This is a genomic window from Enterococcus sp. DIV1083b (genome assembly GCF_051713705.1).
GTDB classification, from domain to species: Bacteria; Bacillota; Bacilli; order Lactobacillales; family Enterococcaceae; genus Enterococcus_D; species Enterococcus_D casseliflavus.
On the sequence record NZ_JBIOQJ010000001.1, the window covers coordinates 1 to 15,302 of the forward strand.

The 15,302-nt window shown below is 43.9% G+C and carries 13 protein-coding genes; all 13 read left to right on the forward strand.

Annotated features, from left to right (window positions below):
* The 13 genes from dnaA to IGI69_RS00065 all read left to right on the forward strand — a co-directional run bounded on the left by dnaA (nucleotide 1) and on the right by IGI69_RS00065 (nucleotide 15,259).
* The gene (gene dnaA, locus IGI69_RS00005) at nucleotides 1-1,338 is read left to right on the forward strand and encodes a chromosomal replication initiator protein DnaA (protein ID WP_015508676.1); all 1,338 of its coding nucleotides are present in this window, start codon (nucleotides 1-3) and stop codon (nucleotides 1,336-1,338) included.
* 159 nt (nucleotides 1,339-1,497) lie between these two features.
* Nucleotides 1,498-2,628, forward strand: coding sequence for a DNA polymerase III subunit beta (dnaN, locus tag IGI69_RS00010; protein WP_005226354.1), 1,131 nt, complete (start codon nucleotides 1,498-1,500; stop codon nucleotides 2,626-2,628).
* Nucleotides 2,629-2,850: 222 nt separating this feature from the next.
* Nucleotides 2,851-3,090, forward strand: a complete 240-nt coding sequence (gene yaaA / locus IGI69_RS00015) for a S4 domain-containing protein YaaA (protein WP_008376781.1) — start codon at nucleotides 2,851-2,853, stop codon at nucleotides 3,088-3,090.
* Nucleotides 3,077-4,189, forward strand: a complete 1,113-nt coding sequence (recF, locus tag IGI69_RS00020; RefSeq protein WP_010748471.1) for a DNA replication/repair protein RecF — start codon at nucleotides 3,077-3,079, stop codon at nucleotides 4,187-4,189. The genes yaaA and recF overlap by 14 nt, the downstream gene beginning before the upstream one ends.
* A 5-nt stretch (nucleotides 4,190-4,194) precedes the next feature.
* Nucleotides 4,195-6,144: a DNA topoisomerase (ATP-hydrolyzing) subunit B gene (gyrB, locus tag IGI69_RS00025; protein WP_005226359.1), complete on the forward strand. Its 1,950-nt coding sequence runs from the start codon at nucleotides 4,195-4,197 to the stop codon at nucleotides 6,142-6,144.
* Between the two features lie 23 nt (nucleotides 6,145-6,167).
* Nucleotides 6,168-8,693, forward strand: coding sequence for a DNA gyrase subunit A (gyrA, locus tag IGI69_RS00030; RefSeq protein WP_438739247.1), 2,526 nt, complete (start codon nucleotides 6,168-6,170; stop codon nucleotides 8,691-8,693).
* Nucleotides 8,694-8,956: 263 nt separating this feature from the next.
* A complete protein-coding gene (gene rpsF, locus IGI69_RS00035; RefSeq protein ID WP_005226363.1) occupies nucleotides 8,957-9,256 on the forward strand; it encodes a 30S ribosomal protein S6 in 300 nt (99 codons plus the stop codon).
* Between the two features lie 43 nt (nucleotides 9,257-9,299).
* A complete protein-coding gene (ssb, locus tag IGI69_RS00040) occupies nucleotides 9,300-9,824 on the forward strand; it encodes a single-stranded DNA-binding protein (RefSeq protein WP_005232920.1) in 525 nt (174 codons plus the stop codon).
* Nucleotides 9,825-9,847: 23 nt separating this feature from the next.
* Complete coding sequence (rpsR, locus tag IGI69_RS00045) at nucleotides 9,848-10,084, forward strand: 30S ribosomal protein S18 (protein WP_005226367.1); 237 nt, start codon at nucleotides 9,848-9,850, stop codon at nucleotides 10,082-10,084.
* Nucleotides 10,085-10,323: 239 nt separating this feature from the next.
* Nucleotides 10,324-11,772, forward strand: a complete 1,449-nt coding sequence (locus tag IGI69_RS00050; RefSeq protein ID WP_438739250.1) for a DHH family phosphoesterase — start codon at nucleotides 10,324-10,326, stop codon at nucleotides 11,770-11,772.
* 15 nt (nucleotides 11,773-11,787) lie between these two features.
* Nucleotides 11,788-12,240 (forward strand): 50S ribosomal protein L9, encoded by a 453-nt coding sequence (gene rplI, locus IGI69_RS00055; protein ID WP_005226371.1) that lies wholly within the window; start codon nucleotides 11,788-11,790, stop codon nucleotides 12,238-12,240.
* 108 nt (nucleotides 12,241-12,348) lie between these two features.
* The gene (gene dnaB, locus IGI69_RS00060; RefSeq protein WP_005226374.1) at nucleotides 12,349-13,719 is read left to right on the forward strand and encodes a replicative DNA helicase; all 1,371 of its coding nucleotides are present in this window, start codon (nucleotides 12,349-12,351) and stop codon (nucleotides 13,717-13,719) included.
* A 247-nt stretch (nucleotides 13,720-13,966) separates the two neighbouring features.
* Nucleotides 13,967-15,259: an adenylosuccinate synthase gene (locus IGI69_RS00065; RefSeq protein WP_005232916.1), complete on the forward strand. Its 1,293-nt coding sequence runs from the start codon at nucleotides 13,967-13,969 to the stop codon at nucleotides 15,257-15,259.
* The last annotated feature ends 43 nt before the right edge of the window (nucleotides 15,260-15,302 follow it).

The window sequence follows — 15,302 nt, forward strand, 5'->3', positions numbered from 1 at the left end:
ATGCCATCTGCTGATTCTATTTGGCAAGATCTTCAACGTTCCTTTAAAGAAGAGCTGAATCCGGCCAGTTATAGTGCTTGGATCGAGACTGCCAATGTCTTGTCGTTTGAAAAAAATCAGCTGCTGATCGAAGTACCCAGCGATCTTCATAAATCTTATTGGGAAAAAAATCTAGCTGCCAAAATTGTTGAAATGGGATTTATGAAAACTGGTGAAGAATTGATTCCTAGTTTTGTGACTGTCGAAGAAGCAGAAGCTTTAAAAACAGCCCCTTCTACTATTCAAACAGCTGCAGAAGAAAACGAGCGGCCGCCGAAATCGATCTTAAATGAAAAATACACATTTGATACCTTTGTCATCGGGAAAGGCAATCAGATGGCCCACGCTGCTGCTTTAGTTGTTGCAGAAGATCCTGGGTCTATTTATAATCCGCTGTTCTTCTATGGTGGCGTTGGTTTAGGGAAAACCCACTTGATGCACGCGATCGGTCATCAAATGTTGCTGAAACGTCCCAATGCCAAAATCAAGTATGTTAGTAGTGAAAATTTCACCAATGATTTCATTACTTCTATTCAAAAGAACAAAATGGAAGATTTCCGAAACGAATACCGCAATGTTGATCTTTTGCTGGTGGATGATATTCAATTCTTAGTCAATAAAGAAGGAACCCAAGAAGAATTCTTTAATACCTTCGAAGAACTGTATCGCAATAATAAACAGATCGTCCTGACAAGTGATCGTTTGCCAAATGAAATCCCGACTTTGCCGGAACGTTTGGTTTCCCGTTTTGCTTGGGGCTTATCCGTTGATATCACCCCGCCGGATCTAGAGACGCGGACTGCGATTTTGCGGAAAAAAGCCGAAGCCGAACGCTTGGAGATCCCCGACGATACGTTAAGTTATATCGCTGGGCAGATCGATTCGAATATCCGGGAACTTGAAGGAGCACTCGTGCGGGTGCAAGCTTTTGCTACGATGCAAAACTCAGACATTACAACGAGCTTGGCAGCTGAAGCCATCAAAGCCTTGAAATCAAGCCATGGCTCGACCCAAGTTTCGATTTTGCAGATCCAAGAAGAAGTCGCAAAATACTATCACATTCATGTCAATGATCTAAAAGGGAAAAAACGGGTCAAAGGCATCGTGGTCCCACGCCAGATCGCGATGTATCTCTCTCGAGAATTGACCGATAGTTCTTTACCAAAAATCGGCGGCGAATTTGGCGGCAAAGACCATACAACGGTCATTCATGCCCATGAAAAAATTCAGCATTTAGTCGAAACAGATCCCACGATCAAAAATGAGATCGCTGAAATCAAACAAATCCTCTTCAGCTGATCTGTGGATAAGAAAAGAAGAACCAAAAAAGTTGTCCACAAGTTATTCACAGGCATTTTCGTTAGTCTAATCACTCTTTTCTCGAGTTATCCACATTACTAACAAGCCTATTACTACTATTACTTTTATTTAATAACTATAAATTAAAGGAGTATCGCTATGAAGCTAACTTTAAACCGAACAGAGTTCATGCAAGAATTACAAACTGTCCAACGGGCGATTTCAACCAAAACCACCATCCCGATCTTAACTGGAGTAAAATTATCCCTTTCCGAAAAAGGATTGACCATGACTGGGAGCAACGCCGATATTTCCATTGAAACTTTTTTGAGTGTGGAAAACGAAAAAGCGCAAATGCAAATCGAAAAAACAGGAGCGATCGTTTTACAAGCACGTTTCTTCAGCGAAATTGTTCGTCGTTTACCTGAAAGTACCTTAACGTTAGAAGTTTTAGACAATAATCAAGTAGCGATCACTTCTGGAAAAGCCAACTTTACCGTCAACGGCTTGGATGCCGATAGTTATCCACATTTACCAGTTGTCGAAAGTCAAGATTCGATCGAGATTCCAGCGCACGTATTGAATAAGGTCGTTAGTGAAACAGTCTTTGCGGTTTCGCAACACGAAAGCCGTCCGATCTTGACTGGGGTCCACTTTGTCTTAGAAAATCAAAAATTATTAGCTGTTGCGACGGACTCACACCGTTTGAGCCAACGGGTGATTCCATTGGAAAGCGGAGAAACAGCCTTCAACATCGTGATTCCTGGCAAAAGCTTAACGGAACTTTCTCGTTCCTTAACAGATGAAGAAGAAGCGATCCAAATCAGCATTATGGATAACCAAGTGTTGTTCCAAACGAAAACCATGAAATTCTATTCTCGTTTATTGGAAGGAACTTACCCAGATACCAACCGTCTGATTCCTTCAAGCTTCAATACTGAGATTGAATTTTCTGTCCCAGAATTGTTACAAGCTATCGAACGGGCGTCATTGCTTTCTCATGAAGGCCGTAACAACATCGTTCGTTTGGCGATCTCCGAAGAAGCCGTTGTCTTATATGGAAACTCACCAGAAATCGGGAAAGTGGAAGAAGATCTTTCTTTTGAAAAAGTGACCGGCGACCCATTAGAGATCTCTTTCAATCCTGACTATATGAAAGCAGCACTCCGAGCATTTGGTGACACCAGCATCGTGATCCGCTTTATCTCAGCGATCCGTCCCTTTACATTGGAGCCGACAGAGAGCAAAGGCAGCTTTATCCAGCTGATCACACCGGTGCGGACCAACTAGTTTTTCATGTCTTTTGAAAAAAGTTGAAACAATCATCTGAAAATGAATAAATGAGTTAAAAGGGCTTAAAATCGTTTTTAAGCCCTTTTTTCTATTTTGGCTTCTTTTTTGTCTAAAATCAGTAAGTCTTCTGAGAATGAAAAATATGCCGATGAATTTGTTTTCTTGGCAAAAAAAGAGTATAATAGAGCTAAACGCTCTTTGATAGAATTGAGGGGAATTATGAAAATGCAAATACCGTTAGAAACGGAATACATGACACTTGGACAAATGCTCAAAGAAGTCAGTGTGATCAGCAGCGGCGGCCAAGCGAAATGGTACCTTGCAGAGCACACCGTTTTTGTCGACGGCGAGCCAGAAAATCGACGAGGGCGCAAATTGTATGCGGGAATGCGTGTTGAGCTACCTGATGAAGGTACTTTTTTTATGGTGAAGAAGGAAGACGCCGATGCGGCTGAATGAGTTGCATTTAAGCAATTATCGGAACTATGATTCGCTGACACTGACTTTTGAGAAAGGTCTGGTCATTTTTTTAGGCGAAAACGCGCAAGGAAAAACCAATATTTTAGAAAGCATCTATGTATTGGCGATGACCAAAAGCCACCGCACCTCCAGCGAGCAAGAGCTTATCCGCTGGGACACAGAAGGGGCGCGGATCTCTGGCAGTGTCAGTCGGGGACGCTCAACGATCCCGTTAGAACTGTTTTTGTCAAAAAAAGGACGAAAAACGAAAGTAAACCACATTGAGCAAAAAAAGCTCAGTAGTTACATAGGGCAGTTGAATGTCATTTTATTTGCTCCAGAAGACCTCTCCCTTGTAAAAGGAAGTCCCCAAGTCCGCCGCAAATTTCTCGATATGGAAATTGGGCAGATCGATCCAATCTATCTTTATGATCTCGTTCAATACCAATCCGTTTTGAAACAGCGCAATCAATACTTAAAACAGCTGAATGAAAAAAAACAGACCGATGAGATCTATTTAGATGTTTTAACTGAACAGCTGGTGGCTTTCGGCAGTAAAATCATTTTAGCCAGACAACGGTTTGTTCAGCGCTTGGCGTATTGGGCAAATCAGCTGCACCAAAAGATCAGCCAAGGAAAAGAAACCTTGCAGATCGACTACTTATCGAATGTGCCCGGTGAGGCGAGTACGCTGGAGGAGATCCAACAGCAATTTGTCAAAGCCTTGGCACTAGTCAAAGACCGTGAACGATTTCGGCAAGTCACGTTGGCAGGTCCCCATCGAGACGATCTGGATTTTTTGATCAATGAGAAAAATGTTCAGACCTTTGGTTCGCAAGGACAGCAGCGAACGACCGCCTTAAGTGTTAAATTGGCAGAAATCGATTTGATGAAAGAAGAAACGGGGGAATATCCCGTCCTTTTATTAGATGACGTCATGAGTGAGCTGGATGATTCCCGACAACTGCATTTATTGGAGACCATTGAAGGAAAAGTTCAGACCTTTCTGACAACGACGACATTAGAACATGTGAAAGACAAAATGTCTGTGGAAGCAGAGATTTTTTATGTAGAGCAAGGACATATTAAAGGAGAATAGACTGAATGACAGAAGAAGAAAAAAGCTTAGTTGAACGTGCGAAAGCCTATGATGCCAGTCAGATCCAAGTGTTGGAAGGACTAGAAGCCGTCCGCAAACGACCTGGGATGTATATTGGTTCTACCAGTTCAGAAGGTTTGCACCACTTAGTATGGGAAATCGTCGATAACTCGATCGATGAAGCACTAGCAGGCTTTGCCTCAAGTATTCAAGTGATCATTGAACCAGATAATAGTATTACGGTCGTCGATGACGGTCGAGGGATCCCCGTTGATATCCAAGCCAAAACAGGCCGTCCAGCGGTAGAAACCGTCTTTACGATCCTGCATGCCGGCGGGAAATTCGGCGGTGGCGGCTACAAAGTATCTGGTGGACTGCACGGGGTAGGTTCCTCCGTCGTTAATGCGTTATCCACGACTTTAGACGTAAAAGTCTATAAAGAAGGCAAAGTGTATTATCAAGAATACCATCGTGGGGCAGTCGTTGATGACTTGAAAGTGATCGATGAAACCGACCGCCACGGAACGACCGTCCACTTTGTTCCAGATCCAGAGATCTTTACGGAAACAACCGTATTCAATTTTGATAAATTAGCGACACGGGTTCGGGAATTAGCCTTCTTGAACCGTGGCTTAAAAATCTCGATCGAAGACAAACGGGAAGAAAAACCCGTCTTGAAAGAATATCATTACGACGGCGGGATCAAGAGCTATGTGGAGCATTTGAATGCAAGTAAGACAGTGATTTTCCCAGATCCGATCTACTTAGAAGGAGAACAACAAGGAATCACGGTTGAAGTTTCCATGCAATATACCGATAGCTACCACAGCAACCTGTTGAGTTTTGCCAACAACATCCATACCTATGAAGGCGGAACCCATGAATTCGGGTTTAAGACTGCCTTGACACGGGTGATCAACGATTACGCCCGCAAGTCAAAATTGATGAAAGAAAACGACGAAAACCTGACCGGAGAAGATGTTCGGGAAGGATTGACGGCAGTTATCTCTATCAAGCATCCAGATCCTCAGTTTGAGGGACAAACGAAAACCAAATTAGGAAATTCGGAAGTGCGGACAGTCACTGATCGTCTTTTTTCCGAACATTTCACGAAATTCTTGATGGAAAACCCGAATGTGGGTCGTCAAGTCGTGGAAAAAGGACTTTTGGCATCAAAAGCCCGTCAAGCAGCCAAACGTGCCCGAGAAATGACTCGCCGAAAAGGTGCGTTAGAAATCAGTAACTTACCTGGGAAATTAGCCGACTGTTCCAGTAATGATCCAGAAAAGTGCGAATTGTTTATCGTCGAAGGAGATTCTGCCGGCGGTTCAGCAAAACAAGGCCGCAGTCGCGAATTCCAAGCGATCTTACCGATCCGTGGGAAAATTTTAAATGTCGAAAAAGCCAGCATGGACAAAATCTTAGCAAACGAAGAGATCCGTTCGCTGTTTACGGCAATGGGAACTGGGTTTGGTGCTGATTTTGATGTAGCAAAAGCCCGTTACCACAAGCTAGTTATCATGACCGATGCCGATGTCGATGGTGCCCATATCCGGACCCTACTTTTGACGCTGTTCTATCGTTATATGCGTCCAATCGTTGAAGCTGGTTATGTCTATATCGCACAACCGCCATTGTACGGTGTCAAACAAGGGAAAAATATCCACTATATCCAACCCGGCAAGAATGCCGAACAAGATTTGAAAAATACGATTGAATCACTGCCTGCGACACCAAAACCAACGGTTCAACGCTACAAAGGTCTAGGGGAAATGGATGACCACCAGTTATGGGAAACCACGATGGACCCTGAAAACCGGATGATGCTGCGGGTCAGCGTAGATGATGCCATAGAAGCCGATCAAATTTTTGAAATGCTGATGGGGGATCGCGTCGAACCAAGACGGGCCTTTATCGAAGAAAACGCGCACTACGTGAAAAATCTTGACATCTAGCCAATCGTAGAGGAGGAAACAGCTTGAGTGAAGAAGCAAAACAAAATATTCATGACGTCAATCTGACCAGTGAAATGCGCGAGTCCTTTATCGATTATGCAATGAGTGTAATTGTTGCTAGGGCTTTACCAGATGTGCGGGATGGCTTAAAGCCGGTTCACCGCCGAATTTTATATGGAATGAATGAATTAGGGGTCACACCAGACAAGCCCCATAAAAAATCAGCCCGGATCGTCGGCGATGTCATGGGGAAATACCATCCCCATGGGGACAGTGCGATCTATGAATCAATGGTGCGGATGGCACAGCCCTTTAGCTATCGCTACATGCTAGTCGATGGCCACGGAAACTTTGGTTCAGTCGATGGTGACGGTGCCGCTGCGATGCGGTATACCGAAGCCCGCATGAGTAAACTAGCGATGGAGATGCTGCGGGACATCAACAAAGATACCGTTGATTTCCAAAGCAACTATGATGATACAGAACGAGAACCAGCGGTATTACCTGCCCGCTTCCCGAACCTTTTGGTCAACGGGACGACTGGGATCGCTGTTGGGATGGCGACCAATATCCCGCCTCATAACTTGAATGAAGTCATTGCCGCCATCGATCTATTGATGGAAAATCCAGAAGTCACAACGAGTGAATTGATGGAAGTCCTACCAGGACCAGACTTCCCAACTGGCGGGATCGTGATGGGAAAATCCGGTATTCGCCGTGCCTATGAAACAGGGAAAGGTTCGATCACTGTTCGCGGAAAAGTCGAAGTGACTGAAATGCCCAACGGCAAAGAACGGATCTTAGTGACTGAATTGCCATATATGGTCAATAAAGCGAAGTTGATCGAACGGATCTCTGAGCTGCACCGTGACAAACGGATCGAAGGAATCACCGATCTGCGGGATGAATCGTCTCGTGAAGGCATGCGGATCGTGATCGACGTTCGTCGCGACGTCAGTGCGTCGGTGATCTTAAACAATCTCTACAAAATGACTGCACTGCAATCTTCTTTTGGCTTTAATATGTTAGCCATTGAAAAAGGCGTGCCGAAGATTTTGAGCTTGAAACGAATTTTAGAAAACTACATCGAGCACCAACAAGAAGTGGTGACTCGTCGGACACAGTTTGATAAAAACAAAGCAGAAGCTCGTGCCCACATCTTGGAAGGATTACGGATCGCATTGGATCATATCGATGAGATCATTGCTTTGATCCGAGCATCAAATTCTGATGATGAAGCGAAAAATAGCATGATGGAGCGCTTCAAATTGTCCGATCGCCAAGCGCAAGCGATTTTAGATATGCGTTTGCGTCGCTTGACTGGTTTGGAACGCGACAAGATCGAAAACGAGTACCAAGGCTTGTTAGAATTTATCGCTGATTTGACAGACATTTTAGCAAATCCACAACGGGTCCTAGAAATCATCCAAACGGAGTTGCAAGAATTAGGCCAACGCTTTGGCGATGATCGGCGAACTGAATTATTGGTTGGAGAAGTCTTGAGTCTTGAAGATGAAGATTTGATCGAAGAAGAAGAAATCGTCATTACCTTGACGAACAATGGGTACATCAAACGAGTAGCTAAGTCTGAATTCCGTGCACAACGCCGCGGCGGACGTGGCGTTCAAGGAATGGGGATCCACGATGAAGATTTCGTGAAGACATTGGTTTCTTGTTCGACTCATGACACATTACTGTTCTTCACCAATAAAGGGAAAGTTTACAAAGCCAAAGGTTATGAAATTCCTGAGTATGGTCGAGCAGCCAAAGGGATCCCTGTGATCAATCTCCTAGGGATCGATTCTAGCGAACGGATCGAAGCGATCATTTCGGCTTCTGGTGGGCCTCAAGAAGGACGCTACTTGTTCTTCACGACGCGTCTAGGTGTGGTCAAACGGACCTCAGTGACGGCCTTTTCAAATATCCGTGCCAATGGTCTGATTGCGATCGGTCTTCGGGAAAATGATGAGTTGGTCAACGTGATCGAAACCCACGGCGAAGATGTCGTGATCATCGGAACCCACGATGGCTACTCTGTGACCTTCAAAGAAGCCCTTGTTCGGGATATGGGCCGAACAGCTGCTGGTGTGCGAGGCATTCGTCTAAGAGACGGAGACTACGTGGTAGGCGCTGCAGTGATCACAGAAGACAGTGAAGTCTTGGTCATCACTGAGAACGGCTATGGCAAGCGTACCAAAGGCTCTGAATACCCAATCAAAGGTCGGGGCGGAAAAGGGATCAAAACAGCCAACATTACGGCGAAAAATGGTCCATTAGCCGGCTTGAAGACGGTCAGCGGTGAGGAAGACATCATGGTGATCACCGATAAAGGCGTCTTGATTCGTTTCAATGTAGCGACTGTTTCCCAAACTGGTCGGGCAACCTTAGGGGTTCGTTTGATGAAGATGGAAAACAATGCCAAAGTAGTGACGATGGCAACGGTTGAACCAGAAGTCGAAGAAGAACTAGCGACTGCTGAAGAAACAGCGGTACAAGACGTACCAGATGTGGAAGAAACAACGGAAGACACCACGGATACACAAGAATAAGCAATACGTTTTCTAGGAAGACAGCAACCTGCGAACCTGCAGCTTGCTGTCTTCCTATTCTTTTTCAAAAAATCGGCAGCAGCTGACGTATTTATCAGTGTAAGCGATTGTTTGCGGTGATGGGTAGATGCAGGGACGCAAAAAAACAGCTTGCAGTAAGGACGAAAAAAGTGTATAATAATTATTTGTGAGTAGTCTAATTAGACCACTCTCTCTGCTCCTAGAAAACTAGGGGCCAAAGTCCACAGGGAGGTGAAAAATCAATGGAAAACACGAAATATGAGATTTTATATATCATTCGTCCAAACATTGATGAAGAAGCAAAAGCCGCATTGATCGCTCGTTTTGACTCAATCTTAACTGATAACGGCGCTGAAGTTATCGAATCAAAAGATTGGCAAAAACGCCGTCTAGCGTATGAAATGGATGGATTCCGTGAGGGTATCTATCACATCGTTAAAGTTTCTTCTTCAACAACTGCAAGTGCAATCAACGAGTTTGACCGTCTTGCGAAAATCAATGATGACATTATCCGTCACATGATTGTCAAAGAAGAAGCATAATATTGTTTCACATGAAACAAAAGCGATGAGGAGATGATGAACTTTGATTAATAATGTTGTACTAGTAGGAAGACTAACCAAAGATCCTGATTTACGTTACACTTCTAATGGCACTGGTGTCGCAACCTTTACCTTGGCGGTAAACCGCAATTTTACCAACCAAAGTGGAGAGCGCGAAGCTGATTTCATCAACTGTGTTATTTGGAGAAAACCAGCGGAAACATTAGCAAACTATGCACGCAAAGGAACTTTATTAGGGGTTACTGGACGTATTCAAACCCGTTCATACGACAACCAACAAGGCCAACGTGTTTATGTAACAGAAGTCGTTGCTGACAACTTCCAATTATTAGAATCGCGAAATGCTTCCGAGCAAAGACGCACAACTGATAGCGGATCTGGCAGCAGCAATACGTATAACTCAAATAGTTCTTCTGGATTTGGTAACAATAACTCAAATCAAACTCAATCCTCTCAACCATCAGGAATGCCTAATTTTGATCGAGACAACTCCGATCCATTCGGAAACTCATCAATCGACATTTCAGACGATGATTTACCATTCTAAGAAATTGATAGGAGGGAAATAGGATGGCACAACAAAGAAGAGGCGGACGCAAACGTCGTAAAGTAGACTACATTGCTGCAAACCATATTGAACATATCGATTATAAAGATATTGAATTACTAAAACGTTTCATTTCAGAACGCGGTAAAATTTTACCACGTCGTGTAACTGGTACTGGTGCGAAAAACCAACGCAAACTTACCATTGCAATCAAACGTGCGCGTATTATGGGATTACTTCCATTCGTAGGCGAAGAATAAATCGAATGATTTTCATTGACAAGTTTCTTTTGAAGCTTGTCAATTTTTTTATCTACTGAAGAAATACTTGTTATTTTATATACAGATAGAATAACGAGTGACAGAAATTTTCCCATGATTATCTCACCAAAAAAGTTTCACGTGGAACTTTTTGCATCAATCGCCTATTTGATTGTTTTGTGGTAAAATAAGGAATAAAGCTTCAAAAAAATGGGATGATACATTGAGGGGTAAAAAAGATGGCAGCAATTGGGTTGATTTCAATTGATAATTACGATGATTTGATTGAGAAAAAAGACGACAAACAAGTTTCTTATTTGAACTCGCTGATCACGACACTGATTTCTGATTGGGCAAGTGAGAATCATGTTTTTTACAAACGAATCAATTCCGAGCGGTTTCTTTTCGTCGCGAAGTATTCAGATATTGAGCGGATGAAGGAAGAAAAATTCCAATTTTTGACTAGAGTACGGCAAGTTGCGGAAAAAAATGATCTGGCATTAACGATCAGTATGGGAATCTCCTATGGGGAAGAGTCTTTTGAAGAGATTGGTGAAGTGGCACAAAACAATCTCGACATTGCGTTAGTTCGTGGCGGCGATCAAGTCGTTTTAAAAGAAGCCAAAGAAGAAGCGAAACCGCAATTCTTTGGTGGCAATACAGACGGCACACCCAAGAGAACGCGTGTTCGTTCTCGTGCCATGAGTACGGCGTTGAGAAAGATTTTTGCTGAAAACCAGCGGATCTTTATCATGGGTCATCGTTACCCGGACATGGATGCCTTAGGTTCGGCTTTTGGGGTGGCTTACATGGCGATGATGAGCGACAAAGAATGCTACATTATTTTAAATCCAAAAGAGATCACCGCCGACATTCAGCGGGCATTGGAAGAATTGAAAAAATACCCCGATCTGGAACGATTTGTGATCACTGGGGAAGAAGCCGTCAATTTATCGAACGAAGAAAGTGTCTTAGTGATGGTAGATTACCATAAGCCGTCGATGTCGATCTCGCAAGCGGTCTATGATGAATTTGACAAAATCGCAGTGATCGATCACCATCGTCGCGGGGATGAGTTTCCCGATAAGCCACTATTGACGTACATTGAATCTTCCGCGTCTTCGGCATCGGAACTGGTAGCAGAATTGATCCAGTATCGCGCTTCTCGCAGATCGCAAGTCCCGAAATTTATTACGACTTCTTTATTAGCGGGCATCTACGTGGATACGAAGAACTTCACGGTGCGAACCACTGGTCGGACCTTTGATATTGCTGGCTATTTGAAAAACCAAGGCGCAGATACGTCATTGGTTCAATACATGTTGAGTACGGATCTCGATTCCTATTTGATGATCAGTGAACTGGTTTCTCGCAGCCAGCATTTCCGAGAAGATATCGTGATTGCTGCAGCGGATGAAGATCGGGTGTACGATAGTGTCACCGTTGCGAAAGCGGCCGATACTCTGCTATCGATCAATGGGATCCATGCCGCATTTGTCATTACGAAACAACCAGGAGATTTGATCGGTATCAGTGCTAGAAGCACTGGTAAAGTCAATGTACAAACCTTGATGGAGGCATTAGGCGGCGGCGGACATTTTACCAACGCAGCCACGCAAATAAAGAACAGCAGCATTGGTGATGTAGAAAACCAGCTGCGAGCGGAATTAACGAAAAATGAACAATAACAAGGAGTGACCAAGATGAAAGTTATTTTCTTACAAGATGTCAAAGGCAAAGGCAAAAAAGGCGATATCAAGGAAGTCCCTAATGGCTACGCACAAAACTTTCTGATCAAAAACAACTTAGCCAAACCTGCCAACAATGAAAGCATGGCAGAATTAAAAGGCAAACAAAAAGCCAAAGAAAAACAAGACGCAGAAGTCTTAGCAGAAGCGAAAGAGTTAAAAGCACTTCTTGAAAAAGAAGAAACCGTTGTGAAGATCAATGCCAAAGCAGGGGAAGATGGCCGCTTGTTCGGTTCGATCCCATCAAAACAAATCGCCGATGCCTTGAACAAGCAATACAAAATCAAGATCGACAAACGCAAAATCGAATTGGATCAGCCGATCCGTGCATTAGGCTTTACGCAAGTACCTGTAAAATTGCACCCACAAGTAACAGCAACGATCAATGTTCATACCATCCAAGAATAAGCATTACTCCCAACAGTCACATGTTGGGGTTTTTTTCGGCAAACGTCCAAGCAATCTTGTACTTTGGATGGGAATCTTGTAGAATGAATGGACGAAGGAGCGAATGGCATGAATGAAGTTTGGCAAAATCAAGTTCCCCCACAAGATATTGAAGCGGAACAAGCGGTCCTAGGGGCAGTCTTTTTAGATGCCGATGCGATCATCGATGCAATGGAAGTAATCGCCCCAGAAGATTTTTATCGCCGCAGCCATCAAATAATTTTTCAAGCAATGATCCAGTTGAACGACCGTAGTGAATCGATCGACTTGATTACGTTGAAAGCAGAAATTGAAAAAAGCAACAGTCTTGAAGATGTTGGCGGTCTGACGTATCTGACTGAATTGAGTCAAGCTTCACCATCAGCAGCAAGTATTGCTTATTATGCGAAGATCGTTGACGACAAAGCCACGTTACGCAATCTGATCCAAACAGCGAGCCGCATCGTAACCAAAGGCTTTGAACAAGATGAAGATGTGCAGTCGATCATTGATCAAGCAGAAAAAAGTATTTTAGAAGTATCCGAAAAGCGCAATAGCAATGGCTTCCAATCGATAGCGGAAGTCTTGAATCGGACGATCGAAACGATCGATCAGTTGGCGCAAAACAATGAAGAAATCACCGGATTACCTACGGGTTATGCGGCTTTAGACAAAATGACGGCGGGGTTGCAAAAAGAAGAGCTGATTATTCTCGCTGCCCGCCCCGCGGTAGGGAAAACCGCGTTTGCCTTGAATATCGCGCAAAATGTCGGAACGAAAACCGATCGTTCCGTAGCGATCTTTAGTCTGGAAATGGGGGCTGAATCATTGGTCAACCGGATGCTTTGTGCGGAAGGCTCGATTGAGGCCAGTCACTTGCGGACGGGGCAGCTCTCAGAAGAAGAGTGGCGGAATTTGATCGTTGCCATGGGCAGTCTTTCTAACGCCAATATCTATATCGATGATACCCCTGGGATCAAGATCTCTGAGATTCGGGCACGTTGTCGGAAACTGGCGCAAGAAAAAGGTAATCTCGGCTTGATTTTGATCGACTACTTGCAGCTGATTGAAGGAACGGGTCGCGAAAACCGCCAACAAGAAGTCTCTGAGATCTCTCGCCAATTAAAGAAACTGGCGAAGGAATTAAAAGTGCCAGTGATCGCACTGTCTCAGCTTTCTCGGGGTGTGGAACAACGACAAGACAAGCGTCCTGTTTTAAGTGATATTCGGGAATCAGGATCGATTGAGCAGGATGCCGATATCGTTGCTTTCTTGTACCGAGATGACTACTACCGCAGCGAAGGCGACGATGACGATGAACCAGAAGAACAACAAAACAACAATGTGATCGAAGTCATTATCGAGAAAAACCGGAGTGGTGCCCGGGGGACCGTCGAACTTCTATTTATCAAAGAATACAATAAGTTCTCCTCGGTCTCGCCGCGAGAAGAGTTCGGGTAAGACACCAACGATGTGAGAAACCAAGGCTCCTGCTGCCGTCTGCATTGCGCTGATGGCAGCAGGGCTTTTTTTATGTGCTGACTTTATTCGTTTTTACGTGTATAAATAATTATTGAGAAGAAAATAGTTCGTTTTTTACCCCTGAAAAATGAGAATTTAAAACGATTATTCGATTTTAGATTGAAAGAGCTTGCGAATCTTGTTACAATACTTAAGGAATGCACTAATTAAAGAAAGAGGTCATTATATGTCATCTGTAGTAGTAGTAGGTACACAATGGGGCGATGAAGGTAAAGGAAAGATTACGGACTTTTTGAGTGAAAACGCGGAAGTCATTGCACGTTATCAAGGTGGAGACAATGCCGGCCATACGATTAAATTTGACGGTGTGACCTATAAACTGCATTTGATTCCTTCTGGGATCTTTTATGCAGATAAAATCAGTGTCATTGGAAACGGGGTCGTTGTGAACCCGAAATCATTAGTTAAAGAATTAGCATACTTGAAAGAAAACAATATAATAACAGAAAACTTAAAGATTTCTGATCGTGCACATGTTATTTTACCTTACCATATCCATTTGGATCAGCTGCAAGAAGATGCCAAAGGTGACAACAAGATCGGTACCACGATCAAAGGGATCGGACCAGCCTATATGGATAAAGCTGCCAGAGTCGGCATTCGGATCGCTGATCTTTTAGACAAAGAAATCTTTGAAGAACGTCTGCGTATCAACTTAGAAGAAAAAAATCGTCAATTCGTGAAAATGTTTGACGCAGAGCCAATCGCTTTTGAAGACATTTTTGAAGAGTATTACGAATATGGCCAACAAATCAAAAAATATGTGACGGATACTTCGGTGATCCTTAACGATGCCTTAGATGAAGGCAAACGGGTTTTATTTGAAGGGGCACAAGGCGTGATGCTGGATATCGACCAAGGAACCTATCCTTTCGTGACATCATCCAACCCCGTTGCTGGAGGTGTCACCATCGGTAGTGGTGTGGGTCCTTCAAAAATCAACAAAGTCGTTGGTGTCTGCAAAGCTTACACCTCTCGGGTAGGAGATGGTCCTTTCCCAACGGAACTGTTTGATGAAACAGGTGAACAAATTCGTAAGATCGGTCGTGAATACGGAACAACGACAGGACGTCCTCGCCGTGTGGGCTGGTTTGATACCGTCGTGATGCGCCATTCAAAACGTGTTTCAGGGATCACGAACCTATCCCTTAACTCGATCGATGTCTTGAGCGGCTTAGAAACCGTGAAGATCTGTACGGCTTATGAACTAGACGGCGAATTGATCTATCATTACCCAGCAAGCTTGAAAGAGTTGAACCGCTGCAAACCAGTCTACGAAGAACTTCCTGGCTGGTCTGAAGACATTACTGGCTGCAAAACATTAGCAGATCTGCCAGAAAATGCACGCAATTACGTTCACCGCATCTCTGAATTAGTCGGTGTCCGCATTTCGACCTTCTCGGTAGGACCAGACCGCAGCCAAACCAACATCTTAGAAAGTGTTTGGGCGCAAATCTAATCTGACGCAAAAGCTTCAGAACAAGACGAAGAACTCCTGTGTC